This is a genomic window from Streptomyces sp. NPDC052040, from assembly GCF_044548405.1.
Taxonomy (GTDB): domain Bacteria; phylum Actinomycetota; class Actinomycetes; order Streptomycetales; family Streptomycetaceae; genus Streptomyces.
Window position 1 is genome coordinate 314,839 of the sequence record NZ_JBIUBV010000005.1, and the last position, 13,312, is coordinate 328,150.

Genomic DNA, 13,312 nt, shown 5'->3' on the forward strand with positions numbered 1-13,312 from the left:
AGCGTGAACCTGCTGCTCGCAGAGGTGGCCCAGGCCACCCAGCGGCTGGCCGACGCCGGCGTGCCCTCGCCGCGCAACGACGCGGAGGAGCTCGCCGCGTTCGTGCACGGCGTCAAGCGGGGCGAGCTGCACTCCGTCAAGGACGCGGACTTCGACGCCCGCTACTGGGAGGCCGTCGCCCGCCGCGAGGCCCGCGAGCCGCTCCAGCACATCACCGGGCTCGCCTACTTCCGCTACCTGGAACTCCAGGTGGGCCCCGGCGTGTTCGTGCCCCGCCCGGAGACCGAGTCGGTCGTCGGCTGGGCCATAGACGCCGTCCGGGCGATGGATGTCGTGGAGCCGCTCATCGTGGACCTGTGCACCGGCTCGGGCGCCATCGCGCTCGCCCTGGCGCAGGAGGTGCCGCGCTCGCGGGTGCACGCCGTGGAGCTGTCCGAGGACGCCCTGGAGTGGACCCGCAAGAACATGGAGGGGTCCAGGGTCGAACTGCGCCAGGGCGACGCCCGCGCGGCCTTCCCCGACCTCGACGGACAGGTCGACCTGGTGATCTCCAACCCGCCGTACATCCCGCTGACCGAGTGGGAGTACGTCGCCCCGGAGGCCCGGGACCACGACCCGGACCTGGCCCTCTTCTCGGGCGAGGACGGACTCGACCTCATCCGCGGCCTGGAGCGCACCGCGCACCGCCTGCTGCGTCCCGGCGGCGTCGTCGTCGTCGAGCACGCCGACACCCAGGGCGGCCAGGTGCCGTGGATCTTCACCGAGGAGCGGGGCTGGGCCGACGCGGCCGACCACCCGGACCTCAACAACCGCCCGCGCTTCGCGACGGCCCGCAAGGCCCTGCCGTGAGCGCGACCCCGCATCTCTTCCCTCAGCAGCACATGTACGAGGAGGCCCACTAGACATGGCACGGCGATACGACACCAATGACGCGACCGACCGCGCGACGGGTCTGCGCGAGGCCGCGTCCGCCGTCCGCCGAGGCGAACTCGTGGTGCTGCCGACCGACACCGTCTACGGCATCGGCGCCGACGCGTTCTCCTCGGAGGCCGTGGCCGACCTGCTCCAGGCCAAGGGCCGGGGCCGCAACATGCCCACGCCCGTCCTGATCGGCTCCCCGAACACCCTGCACGGCCTGGTCACGGACTTCTCCGAGATGGCCTGGGAGCTGGTCGACGCGTTCTGGCCGGGCGCGCTCACCCTGGTCGCGCGGCACCAGCCGTCGTTGCAGTGGGACCTCGGGGACACCCGTGGCACCGTCGCGGTGCGCATGCCGCTGCACCCCGTCGCCATCGAACTGCTCACGGAGGTCGGCCCGATGGCCGTGTCCTCCGCGAACCTCACCGGCCACCCCGCACCGGAGGACTGCGGCGCCGCCCAGGAGATGCTCGGCGACTCGGTCTCCGTCTACCTCGACGGCGGCCCCACGCCGGGCAACATCCCCTCCTCGATCGTCGACGTCACCGGCAAGGTGCCGGTGCTGCTGCGCCAGGGCGCACTGTCCCCGGAGGAGCTGCGCAAGGTCGTACCCGACCTCGAGGTGGCGAATTGACAGCCCCTGAGGCGGGGCGCGGCATAGGCAACGGGGACGGGGTGCCGGGCCGGGCCGTGCCGGTGCCCGCGGACGGCACCTTCCGCATCCTCCATGTCAGCACCGGCAACGTGTGCCGCTCGCCCATCACCGAGCGGCTGACCCGGCATTTCCTCGCGGACCGGCTCGGCTGCACCGCGCCCGGCCCCGCCGGGGGGAGCGCCGTGGGCGGGCTGCTCGTGGAGAGCGCGGGCACCTGGGGCCATGAGGGCGCGCCGATGGAGGCGAACGCGGAGGCGGTCCTCGCGGACTTCGGCGCGGACGCCTCCGGCTTCGTCGGCCGCGAACTCCTGGACGAGCACGTCATCTTCGCCGACCTGGTGCTGACCGCGACCCGGGACCACCGGGCCCAGGTCATCTCCATGGGGCACTCGGCGGGGCTGCGCACCTTCACGCTGAAGGAGTTCACCCGTCTCGTCCGGGCGATAGACCCGACGACGCTGCCGCCCGTGGAGGACGGCGTGGCGGACCGGGCCCGCGCCCTGGTGCGGGCCGCGGCGGCGCTGCGCGGCTGGCTGCTGGCACCGACCGCGGAGGCCGACGAGGTGTTCGACCCGTACGGGGCGCCGCTGACGTTCTTCCGCTCGATCGGCGACGAGATCCACCAGGCTCTGGACCCCGTGGTGACGGCCCTGACCGGAGTGCCCGCCCGGGCCTGACCCGGCACCGGCGGGCCGCCCGCGGGGGCCGTTCCGGCGGCGCCGGACGCGGCGGCCGGGCGCACCGGGGAGCGCGGGCCTACATTGGACGTACACCCCGACGCCCGGAGCCCCGGAGCCCACCATGGCGGTCACCCGTACCCCCGAGGCCGACGTCCTGCACCGGCAGGACCCCGAGCTGGCCGAGATCCTCCTCGGGGAACTCGCCCGGCAGTCGACGACCCTCCAGCTCAACGCGGCCGAGAACTTCGCCTCCCCGGCGGTGCTGGCCGCGCTGGGCTCCCCGCTCGCCAACAAGTACGCCGAGGGCTATCCGGGCGCCCGGTACCACGGCGGCTGCGAGCTGGTGGACGTGGCCGAGCGGGTCGCCGTGGAGCGGGCCAAGGCGCTGTTCCGGGCCGAGCACGCGAATGTGCAGTCGCACTCGGGATCCTCCGCGGTGCTCGCCGCCTACGCCGCCCTGCTCCGGCCCGGCGACACCGTGCTCGCCCTCGGACTGCCGTACGGGGGCCATCTCACCCACGGCTCGCCCGCCAACTTCTCCGGCCGCTGGTTCGACTTCGTCGGCTACGGGGTGGAGGCGGAGTCCGGGCTGATGGACCATGTGCAGGTGCGCACCCTGGCCCGGGCGCACCGGCCGAAGGCCATCGTGTGCGGCTCCATCTCCTATCCGCGCCATGTCGACTACGCCTTCTTCCGGGAGGTCGCCGACGAGGTGGGGGCGTATCTCATCGCCGATGCCTCGCACCCGATCGGGCTGGTCGCCGGGGGGGCGGCGCCGAGCCCGGTGCCGTTCGCCGACATCGTCTGCGCCACCACCCACAAGGTGCTGCGGGGTCCGCGCGGCGGCATGATCCTGTGCGGCGCCGAGCTGGCCGAACGCGTGGACCGGGCCGTCTTCCCCTTCACCCAGGGCGGCGCCCAGATGAACAGCGTCGCCGCGAAGGCCGTCGCGTTCGGGGAGGCGGCGACCACGGACTTCGGGGGGTACGTCCACCAGGTGGTCGCCAACGCCCGGACGCTCGCGGCGGCGCTGACCGCCGAGGGGCTCCGGATGACCACCGGCGGCACCGACACCCATCTGCTGACCGCCGACCCCGCGCCGCTGGGCGTGGACGGCGCCGCGGCCCGGGGGCGGCTGGCGGCCGCCGGAATGGTCCTGGACACCTGTGCGCTGCCGCACAGCGACACCCGGGGGCTGCGCCTGGGCACCGCGGCGGTGACCACGCAGGGGATGCGGGAGGCGGAGATGGCGCGGATCGCGGCCCTGTTCGGGGCCGTGCTGCGGGAGGAGGCGGATCCCCGGAAGGTCCGTGAAGAAGTGCGGGAGCTGACCGACGGATTTCCGCCGTATCCCGGCAGCTGAGGGGCGGACGCGCGGGGGGACACAGCCGCACATGCAACCATCGTGGCTACCCGTGAGTCCTCAACCATATGCACGCGGAGCTAGGGTGTGGGGCTGAGGACGTCCAGCGAGATCTGTGGGGAAGCCCGTGCGTGAATACCTGCTGACGCTCTGCATCACGGCCGCGGTGACGTATCTGCTGACAGGGCCGGTACGCAAGTTCGCGATCGTGGCAGGAGCCATGCCGGAGATCCGGGCCCGGGACGTGCACCGGGAACCGACTCCCCGGCTCGGCGGTATCGCCATGTTCTTCGGCCTGTGCGCGGGCCTGCTGGTCGCCGACCACCTCAAGAACCTCAACGAGGTCTTCGCCAAGTCCAACGAGCCCCGGGCCCTGCTGTCGGGTGCCGCGCTGATCTGGCTGATCGGTGTGCTGGACGACAAGTTCGAGATCGACGCCCTGATCAAGCTGGGCGGCCAGATGATCGCCGCGGGCGTGATGGTCATGCAGGGTCTGACGATCCTGTGGCTGCCCGTGCCGGGCGTCGGCCTGGTCGCGCTCACCCAGTGGCAGGGGACCCTGCTGACGGTGGCGCTGGTCGTCATCACGATCAACGCGGTGAACTTCGTCGACGGCCTCGACGGCCTCGCCGCCGGCATGGTGTGCATCGCGGCCGCCGCGTTCTTCATGTACGCGTACCGCATCTGGTACGGCTACGGCCTGGAGGCCGCCGCCCCGGCGACCCTGTTCGCGGCCGTCCTGATGGGCATGTGCCTGGGCTTCCTGCCGCACAACATGCACCCGGCGCGGATCTTCATGGGCGACTCGGGCTCGATGCTGATCGGGCTGGTGCTCGCGGCCGGCGCGATCTCGGTCACCGGCCAGGTGGACCCCGACGCGATGAACCTCTTCTCCGGATCCGAGCGGGCGACGGTGCACCAGACCGTCCCGGTCTACATCCCGCTGCTGCTCCCGCTGACGATCATCGCCGTCCCGGTCGCCGACTTCTTCCTGGCGATCGTGCGCCGCACCTGGCGCGGCCAGTCGCCGTTCGCCGCGGACCGCGGGCATCTGCACCACCGGCTGCTGGACATCGGGCACTCGCACAGCCGGGCGGTGCTGATCATGTACTTCTGGGCGGCGATCATCTCCTTCGGCGCTCTGGCGTACTCCGTCAACTCGGCTTCCCTGTGGATCGTGTTCGGCATCATCGCGCTGAGCGCGGTCGGTCTGGTGCTGCTTCTGCTGCCGCGGTTCACCCCGCGCGCACCGCGCTGGGCCGAGTCCTTCGTGCCGCCCCGCTACCGCCGCGGACACCGCGCCGAAGCCGGGCCCGGGGAGGGCGGGGCGGCCGCGGAAAGCAGGGAGGAGCCTGCCGGGGAGGCGGGGGCCGTGCCGGTCGCGGTCGGGGTCGCGAGCCCCAACGGAGCCACCGCGCTGGGCGTCGGTGCGCGCTCCGGGCGCCGCGAAACCGAGTCCTCGCGCTGACGAACGCCGCTGCGCGCGCCGACGAACGCCGACGAACAAGGTAAGAATCTGACTAATGCGTTGCCCATGCATGGGGGTGCATAGTGCCCCAATACCAGACAAGTGGATGCCCCGCTTGCACAGACGGGCGGGTTCACTCTCATGTGTGACAGCCGGCACACTGGCTTGGTAAAGACCACATCAAATAGTTTGTGATACGGTTCACGAGAACCCCGGGATAGAGCCGGAGCGCCCCTCCAGGGCGGTCCCCGGCGTGAGGGTCCTCACCCGCCCCGGGACTACGCTCGTCCATGACGACACCCTGCCCACTTCAGCAAGCGGAGTTGCCGCCATGCCGTCCAATGACGCCCGGAACCTTCTCCTGACCGCTGCGCCCACAGCGGCCGTCGGCGTGATCGCCGTCGCCGTCAGTGGTGCGGTCGCGGGGGGCAAGGGGGCGCTCGGTGCGGCCGTCGGCACGGTGCTCGCCCTCGTCTTCATGGGGGTCGGGCTGTACGTCCTGCAATGGACGGCACGCAAGCTGCCCCAGTTGTTCCAGGCCATGGGGCTGATGCTCTATGTCGCCCAGCTTCTCCTGCTCCTGATCTTCGTGGCTCTCTTCAAGGGCACCTCCCTCTTCGATCCGAAAGCCTTTGCGATCGCACTCGTGGTCGCGACGGTGGTGTGGATGGCGGCGCAAGCGCGCGCGCATATGAAGGCCAAGATCTTCTACATCGACCCGGATTCCGAGAAGAGCGAGAAGCCCCTGAAGACAGGGTCCACGACGTGAGGGGTAGGGCCGGGATAAAGACGTGCGAGAGATCCTGCTATCGTCCGGTGCCAACTGCGGCATTGCGGGCGCGGGCATCTGAGCTGACGCCTGCTCACACGCGAGGCTTGATCCCCGAAGGCCGCCCCCACATCCGTAACACCAGTCCGGTGCCGATCCGCGGCTGCGCGCCGCGCCGACACAACGAGGTTGCCGTACCCATGCGTCACGCCGAAGGAGCCCGCGGTGAGTGCTGACCAGACCCAGCTCGCCTTTGACTGGAGCTGCCGCATCCTGTCCGACAACGGCTGTGGCTTTCCGGCACCGGGCCTGAACTCCTTCCTCTTCAAGCCCCTGTTCACGGCGGGCGGCTTCGAGTTCAACAAGGTGATGCTGCTCGCGCTCGTCACCACCGCGCTGGTCGTCGCCTTCTTCTGGGCCGCCTTCGGCAACGCCAAGGTGGTGCCCGGCAAGCTCCAGCTCGCCGCCGAGGCCGGCTACGACTTCGTACGCCGCGGCATCGTGTACGAGACCCTGGGCAAGAAGGAGGGCGAGAAGTACGTCCCGCTCGCGGTCTCGCTGTTCTTCTTCATCTGGATCATGAACATCTGGTCCGTGATCCCGCTGGCCCAGTTCCCGGTGTCGTCGGTCATCGCCTTCCCGGCGGTCCTGGCCGCGATCGTCTGGGTCCTGTGGGTCTCGCTGACCTTCAAGCGCCACGGCTTCGTCGGCTTCTTCAAGAACATCACGGGCTACGACAAGTCGCTCGGCGCGGTGCTGCCGCTCGTCATGGTCATCGAGTTCTTCTCGAACCTGTTCGTCCGGCCCTTCACGCACGCGGTGCGACTGTTCGCCAACATGTTCGCCGGTCACCTGATGCTGGTGATGTTCACCGTCGCCTCCTGGTACCTGATGAACAGCTACATGATCCCGGCCGCGGGCGTCTCGTTCGTGATGACCCTGATCATGATCCTCTTCGAGCTTTTCGTGCAGGCCGTCCAGGCGTACGTCTTCGTGCTGCTGACCTGCTCGTACATCCAGGGCGCTCTCGCCGAGCACCACTGAGTCGCACCCGTACCCACCCCCCGATCGTCCGGTGGCCAACCCCCACCGGTCCATGGAAAGAGAAGGAAGAACCGGCATGTCCGCTCTTGAGACCCTCGCCGCTGCCACCGGTGTCCACGGCTCCGTCGGCTCCATCGGTTACGGCCTTGCCGCCATCGGCCCCGGCGTCGGCGTCGGCATCATCTTCGGCAACGGCACCCAGGCCCTGGCCCGCCAGCCCGAGGCCGCCGGTCTGATCCGTGCCAACCAGATCCTGGGCTTCGCCTTCTGTGAGGCGCTCGCCCTCATCGGCATCGTTATGCCGTTCGTGTTCGGTAAGTAATCACCGTCTTACTGGCACGAATCGACGAAAGGCACTGATGTGATCGCCAACCTGGTGCAGCTGGCGGCCGAGGAGACCGAGCAGAACCCGCTCGTTCCGGCCGGCCCCGAGCTGCTCGTCGGCACCGTCGCCTTCGCCATCGTGTTCTTCTTCTTCTGGAAGAAGCTGCTTCCGAACATCAACAAGGTTCTGGAGGAGCGTCGCGCGGCGATCGAAGGCGGCATCGAAGAGGCCGACGCCATGAAGGTCGAGGCCCAGAGCGTCCTTGAGCAGTACAAGGCTCAGCTCGCCGAAGCCCGGCACGAGGCTGCGCGGCTGCGCCAGGAGGCGCAGGAGCAGGGCGCCGTGCTCATCGCCGAGATGCGCGCGGAAGGCCAGCGGCAGCGTGAGGAGATCGTCGCCGCCGGTCACGCGCAGATCGAGGCGGACCGCAAGGCCGCCGCTCAGACGCTGCGGCAGGACGTCGGCACGCTGGCCACCGAGCTGGCCGGCAAGCTCGTCGGCGAGTCCCTCGAGGACCACGCCCGGCAGAGCCGTGTGATCGACCGCTTCCTCGACGGGCTCGACGAGGCCGCTTCGAAGGCCGAGGCCGCACGATGAACGGAGCGAGCCGCGAGGCACTGGCCGCCGCACGTGAGCGTCTCGACGCGCTGACGGACACCACGTCCGTGGACGCGGCGCAGCTCGCCGACGAGCTGGCCGCCGTCACCGCGCTGCTCGACCGCGAGGCCGGTCTGCGCCGGGTCCTCACCGACCCGGCCAAGGCCGGCGAGGCCAAGGCCGAGCTGGTCCAGCGTCTGCTGGGCGGCCAGGTCGGCGGCCCGGCCGTGGACCTGGTGGCCGGAATGGCGCGCTCGCGCTGGTCGCAGCCCCGCGACCTGGTGGACGTGCTGGAGGAGCTGGCGAACCTCGCCGACCTCACCGCCGCCGAGAAGGCGGGCGCGCTGGACGACGTCGAGGACGAGCTGTTCCGGTTCGGCCGGATCGTCTCCTCCAGCACCGGGCTGCGCGCCGCGCTCACGGACCGTGCGGCCGGTGCCACGGCCAAGTCCGAGCTGCTCCACCGGCTGCTCGGGGGCCGTGCCAACGTCACCACCGAGCGGCTGGTGCAGCGCCTTGTGACGGTGCCGCGGGGACGTAGCCTGGAATCGGGAATCGAGTCCCTGTCCAGGCTGGCGGCCGCGCGCCGCAACCGCATGGTCGCCGTCGTCACCTCGGCGGTCCCGCTGAGTGACACGCAGAAGCGGCGCCTCGGTGCCGCGCTGGCCAGGCTCTACGGCCGTCAGATGCACCTCAACCTGGACGTCGACCCCGAGGTCGTCGGCGGGATGCGGGTGCAGGTCGGCGACGAGGTGATCAACGGGTCGGTCGTGGACCGCCTCGAGGACGCCCGCCGCCGCATGGCGAGCTAGCACCAACTCCATACGCAGTACTACGGCCCGAGTTGGGCCGTGCAGAGGATTCCTGGGGGTCGCCCCCAGACCCCCACAGAAACTTCGGGCCCAACAAGGAGAGCAGGGAACCCAGATGGCGGAGCTCACGATCCGGCCGGAGGAGATCCGGGACGCGCTGGAGAACTTTGTCCAGTCGTACAAGCCGGACGCGGCCTCGCGCGAGGAGGTCGGTACGGTCACCCTTGCCGGCGACGGCATCGCGAAGGTCGAGGGTCTTCCCTCGGCCATGGCCAACGAACTGCTGAAGTTCGAGGACGGCACCCTCGGCCTCGCCCTCAACCTCGAGGAGCGCGAGATCGGTGCCATCGTCCTCGGTGAGTTCAGCGGCATCGAGGAGGGGCAGCCGGTGCACCGCACCGGTGAGGTGCTCTCCGTGGCTGTCGGCGAGGGCTACCTCGGCCGTGTCGTCGACCCGCTCGGCAACCCGATCGACGGCCTCGGCGAGATCGAGACGTCCGGCCGCCGCGCCCTCGAGTTGCAGGCCCCCACGGTCATGCAGCGCAAGTCGGTGCACGAGCCGATGGAGACGGGCTACAAGGCCGTCGACGCGATGACCCCGATCGGCCGTGGCCAGCGTCAGCTGATCATCGGTGACCGCCAGACCGGCAAGACCGCCCTGGCCGTCGACACGATCATCAACCAGCGCGACAACTGGCGCACCGGCGACCCGAAGAAGCAGGTCCGCTGCATCTACGTCGCCGTCGGCCAGAAGGGTTCCACCATCGCGTCGGTCCGCCGCGCGCTGGAGGAGAACGGCGCGCTGGAGTACACGACCATCGTCGCCGCCCCGGCGTCCGACCCGGCCGGCTTCAAGTACCTGGCGCCGTACACCGGTTCGGCCATCGGTCAGCAGTGGATGTACGAGGGCAAGCACGTCCTCATCATCTTCGACGACCTCTCGAAGCAGGCCGACGCCTACCGCGCCGTGTCCCTGCTGCTGCGCCGTCCGCCGGGCCGTGAGGCCTACCCGGGTGACGTCTTCTACCTGCACTCCCGTCTGCTGGAGCGCTGCGCCAAGCTCTCCGACGACATGGGCGCGGGCTCGATGACCGGTCTGCCGATCGTCGAGACCAAGGCCAACGACGTCTCGGCGTTCATCCCGACCAACGTCATCTCCATCACCGACGGCCAGTGCTTCCTGGAGTCGGACCTGTTCAACGCCGGTCAGCGCCCGGCTCTGAACGTCGGTATCTCGGTCTCCCGTGTCGGTGGCTCCGCCCAGCACAAGGCGATGCGCCAGGTGTCCGGCCGTCTGCGTGTGGACCTCGCCCAGTTCCGTGAGCTGGAGGCGTTCGCCGCCTTCGGTTCCGACCTGGACGCGGCCTCCAAGTCGCAGCTGGAGCGCGGTCAGCGCATGGTCGAGCTGCTGAAGCAGGCCCAGTACCAGCCGATGGCCACCGAGGACCAGGTCGTCTCCGTCTGGGCCGGTACCAACGGCAAGATGGACGAGGTGCCGGTCGTCGACATCCGCCGCTTCGAGAAGGAGCTCCTCGAGTTCCTGCACCGCAAGCACCAGGGCCTGATGACCTCCATCAAGGAGGGCGCCAAGATGTCCAACGACACGATCCAGGCCATCGACGACTCCGTCGCCGAGTTCAAGAAGCAGTTCGAGACCTCGGACGGCAAGCTGCTCGGCGAGGACGTTCCTGCCGCTGCCGCCAAGTGACGTAAGGAAGGGACCTGACTCATGGGAGCCCAGCTCCGGGTCTACAAGCGTCGCATCCGATCCGTCAGCGCGACCAAGAAGATCACGAAGGCGATGGAGATGATCGCCGCCTCGCGCGTCGTCAAGGCGCAGCGCAAGGTGGCGGCCTCCACGCCGTACGCGACCGAGCTCACCCGCGCGGTCACGGCGGTCGGTACCGGCTCGAACACCAAGCACCCGCTGACCACCCAGGCCGAGACGGTGACGCGGTCCGCGGTGCTGCTCCTGACGAGCGACCGCGGTCTGGCCGGCGCGTTCAACTCCAACGCCATCAAGGCGGCGGAGCAGCTGACCGAGCGGCTGGAGCGCGAGGGCAAGCAGGTCGACACCTACATCGTCGGCCGTCGCGGTGTCGCCCACTACAACTTCCGTGAGCGCAGGATCGCGGAGTCGTGGACGGGCTTCACGGACGAGCCCACCTACGCGGACGCCAAGAAGGTCGCGGCGCCGCTGATCGAGGCCATCGAGAAGGAGACGGCGGACGGCGGCGTGGACGAACTCCACATCGTCTACACCGAGTTCGTCTCGATGATGACGCAGACGGCGCTCGGCGCCCGGCTGCTGCCGCTCAGCCTCGAAGAGGTGGCCCAGGAGGCGGCGCCCACGGGCGAGATCCTCCCGCTGTACGAGTTCGAGCCGTCGGCGGAGGACGTCCTCGACGCCCTGCTGCCGCGCTATGTCGAGAGCCGTATCTACAACGCGCTGCTCCAGTCGGCGGCTTCGAAGCACGCCGCCACGCGGCGCGCGATGAAGTCGGCCACCGACAACGCGGGCGAGCTGATCAACACGCTCTCCCGTCTTGCCAACGCGGCCCGCCAGGCCGAAATCACCCAGGAAATCAGCGAGATCGTCGGTGGCGCCAGCGCCCTGGCCGACGCGACCGCGGGGAGTGACCGATAATGACCACCACTGTTGAGACCGCGGCGGCCACGGGCCGCGTCGCCCGGGTCATCGGCCCGGTCGTCGACGTGGAGTTCCCCGTCGACGCGATGCCGGACATCTACAACGCCCTGCACGTCGAGGTCTCCGACCCGGCGAACGCGGGCGAGAAGAAGACGCTGACCCTGGAGGTCGCCCAGCACCTGGGTGACGGCCTGGTCCGCACCATCTCCATGCAGCCCACCGATGGTCTGGTCCGCCAGGCCTCGGTGGTCGACACCGGCGACGGCATCACCGTCCCGGTCGGCGACTTCACCAAGGGCAAGGTGTTCAACACCCTTGGCGAGGTGCTGAACGTCGACGAGAAGTACGACGGCGAGCGCTGGTCCATCCACCGCAAGGCGCCGAACTTCGACGAGCTCGAGTCGAAGACCGAGATGTTCGAGACCGGCGTCAAGGTCATCGACCTGCTGACCCCGTACGTCAAGGGCGGCAAGATCGGTCTGTTCGGTGGTGCCGGTGTCGGCAAGACGGTGCTCATCCAGGAGATGATCTACCGTGTCGCCAACAACCACGACGGTGTCTCCGTGTTCGCCGGTGTCGGCGAGCGCACCCGTGAGGGCAACGACCTCATCGAGGAGATGTCGGACTCGGGCGTCATCGACAAGACCGCCCTGGTCTTCGGCCAGATGGACGAGCCGCCGGGCACCCGTCTGCGCGTGGCCCTCGCGGGTCTGACGATGGCGGAGTACTTCCGTGACGTCCAGAAGCAGGACGTGCTGTTCTTCATCGACAACATCTTCCGCTTCACGCAGGCCGGTTCCGAGGTCTCCACGCTGCTCGGCCGTATGCCCTCCGCGGTGGGCTACCAGCCGAACCTGGCCGACGAGATGGGTCTCCTCCAGGAGCGCATCACCTCGACCCGTGGTCACTCGATCACCTCGATGCAGGCGATCTACGTCCCCGCGGACGACCTGACCGACCCGGCCCCGGCCACCACCTTCGCCCACCTCGACGCGACGACGGTGCTCTCCCGTCCGATCTCGGAGAAGGGCATCTACCCGGCCGTGGACCCGCTGGACTCCACGTCCCGGATCCTGGACCCCCGGTACATCGCGCAGGATCACTACGACGCCGCCATGCGCGTCAAGACGATCCTCCAGAAGTACAAGGACCTCCAGGACATCATCGCGATCCTCGGTATCGACGAGCTGGGCGAGGAGGACAAGCTCGTTGTCCACCGTGCCCGTCGTGTGGAGCGCTTCCTGTCCCAGAACACCCACGTCGCCAAGCAGTTCACCGGCGTCGACGGGTCGGACGTCCCGCTGGACGAGTCGATCGCGGCCTTCAACGCGATCATCGACGGCGAGTACGACCACTTCCCGGAGCAGGCGTTCTTCATGTGCGGTGGCATCGAGGACCTGAAGCAGAACGCGAAGGAGCTGGGCGTCTCCTGACCCCGCGCCTGTGACAGAGGGGGACGAGACCGACCCGGACCCCGGGCCGCGTCCCGTCCCCCTCCGTACGCCTACTAGAATTCATCCCAACACCCGGCAGTACCGCCGGGTGGTGACCCGAGGAGCCTCTCTTGGCTGCTGAGCTGCACGTCGAGCTGGTCGCCGCCGACCGCCAGGTCTGGTCCGGCGAGGCCACCCTGGTCGTCGCGCGCACCACGTCCGGCGACATCGGCGTCATGCCCGGTCACCAGCCGCTGCTCGGTGTGCTGGAGTCGGGCCCGGTGACCATCCGTACGAGTGATGGTGGAACGGTCGTCGCCGCGGCGCACGGCGGTTTCATCTCGTTCGCGGACAACAAGCTGTCGCTGCTGGCCGAGATCGCCGAGCTGTCGGACGAGATCGATGTCCAGCGTGCGGAGCGGGCCCTGGAGCGGGCGAAGACGGAGGCGGACGCCTCCGCCGAGCGCCGCGCGGAGGTCCGACTGCGTGCGGTGTCGGGGAACTGACACAGCGCGCCGCGTGACGACATGACTCAGCCGCGGCTGGGACCGGAGCGATCCGGACCCAGCCGCGGCTGAGGCGAATCCGGGTGTTTTTT

General features: G+C 69.5%; 14 protein-coding genes. All 14 read left to right on the forward strand.

Annotated elements, in window-relative coordinates; genetic code table 11:
* Positions 1-3 precede the first annotated feature (3 nt).
* The 14 genes from prmC (at position 4) to ACIHAA_RS14175 (ending at position 13,220) form a co-directional block, all read left to right on the forward strand.
* Positions 4-849, forward strand: a complete 846-nt coding sequence (gene prmC / locus ACIHAA_RS14110; RefSeq protein WP_399816620.1) for a peptide chain release factor N(5)-glutamine methyltransferase — start codon at positions 4-6, stop codon at positions 847-849.
* 55 nt (positions 850-904) lie between these two features.
* The gene (locus tag ACIHAA_RS14115; protein WP_399816622.1) at positions 905-1,552 is read left to right on the forward strand and encodes an L-threonylcarbamoyladenylate synthase; all 648 of its coding nucleotides are present in this window, start codon (positions 905-907) and stop codon (positions 1,550-1,552) included.
* Entirely contained in the window at positions 1,549-2,250 is a 702-nt protein-coding gene (locus tag ACIHAA_RS14120; RefSeq protein WP_399816624.1) for a protein-tyrosine-phosphatase, read from the forward strand. Before ACIHAA_RS14115 ends, ACIHAA_RS14120 begins: the two co-directional genes overlap by 4 nt.
* Positions 2,251-2,374: 124 nt before the next feature.
* Entirely contained in the window at positions 2,375-3,616 is a 1,242-nt protein-coding gene (gene glyA / locus ACIHAA_RS14125; protein WP_399816626.1) for a serine hydroxymethyltransferase, read from the forward strand.
* Positions 3,617-3,743: 127 nt separating this feature from the next.
* Entirely contained in the window at positions 3,744-5,084 is a 1,341-nt protein-coding gene (locus tag ACIHAA_RS14130) for an MraY family glycosyltransferase (RefSeq protein ID WP_399816628.1), read from the forward strand.
* 331 nt (positions 5,085-5,415) lie between these two features.
* A complete protein-coding gene (locus ACIHAA_RS14135) occupies positions 5,416-5,853 on the forward strand; it encodes a hypothetical protein (protein WP_399816630.1) in 438 nt (145 codons plus the stop codon).
* A 273-nt stretch (positions 5,854-6,126) separates the two neighbouring features.
* Entirely contained in the window at positions 6,127-6,897 is a 771-nt protein-coding gene (atpB, locus tag ACIHAA_RS14140; protein WP_399816783.1) for a F0F1 ATP synthase subunit A, read from the forward strand.
* Positions 6,898-6,973: 76 nt separating this feature from the next.
* A complete protein-coding gene (locus tag ACIHAA_RS14145; RefSeq protein WP_363003627.1) occupies positions 6,974-7,219 on the forward strand; it encodes a F0F1 ATP synthase subunit C in 246 nt (81 codons plus the stop codon).
* Positions 7,220-7,258: 39 nt separating this feature from the next.
* Positions 7,259-7,819 carry a F0F1 ATP synthase subunit B gene (locus ACIHAA_RS14150; protein WP_399816632.1) on the forward strand — a complete coding sequence of 187 codons (561 nt, stop codon included), beginning with the start codon at positions 7,259-7,261 and terminating at the stop codon, positions 7,817-7,819.
* Entirely contained in the window at positions 7,816-8,631 is an 816-nt protein-coding gene (locus tag ACIHAA_RS14155) for a F0F1 ATP synthase subunit delta (protein WP_399816634.1), read from the forward strand. Before ACIHAA_RS14150 ends, ACIHAA_RS14155 begins: the two co-directional genes overlap by 4 nt.
* 115 nt (positions 8,632-8,746) lie before the next feature.
* Entirely contained in the window at positions 8,747-10,339 is a 1,593-nt protein-coding gene (gene atpA, locus ACIHAA_RS14160) for a F0F1 ATP synthase subunit alpha (protein ID WP_399816636.1), read from the forward strand.
* 21 nt (positions 10,340-10,360) lie between these two features.
* On the forward strand, positions 10,361-11,278 hold the full coding sequence (locus tag ACIHAA_RS14165; protein WP_399816638.1) for a F0F1 ATP synthase subunit gamma: 918 nt from the start codon (positions 10,361-10,363) through the stop codon (positions 11,276-11,278).
* Positions 11,278-12,714 (forward strand): F0F1 ATP synthase subunit beta, encoded by a 1,437-nt coding sequence (atpD, locus tag ACIHAA_RS14170; protein ID WP_399816640.1) that lies wholly within the window; start codon positions 11,278-11,280, stop codon positions 12,712-12,714. Before ACIHAA_RS14165 ends, atpD begins: the two co-directional genes overlap by 1 nt.
* 131 nt (positions 12,715-12,845) lie before the next feature.
* Complete coding sequence (locus ACIHAA_RS14175) at positions 12,846-13,220, forward strand: F0F1 ATP synthase subunit epsilon (RefSeq protein ID WP_399816642.1); 375 nt, start codon at positions 12,846-12,848, stop codon at positions 13,218-13,220.
* The last annotated feature ends 92 nt before the right edge of the window (positions 13,221-13,312 follow it).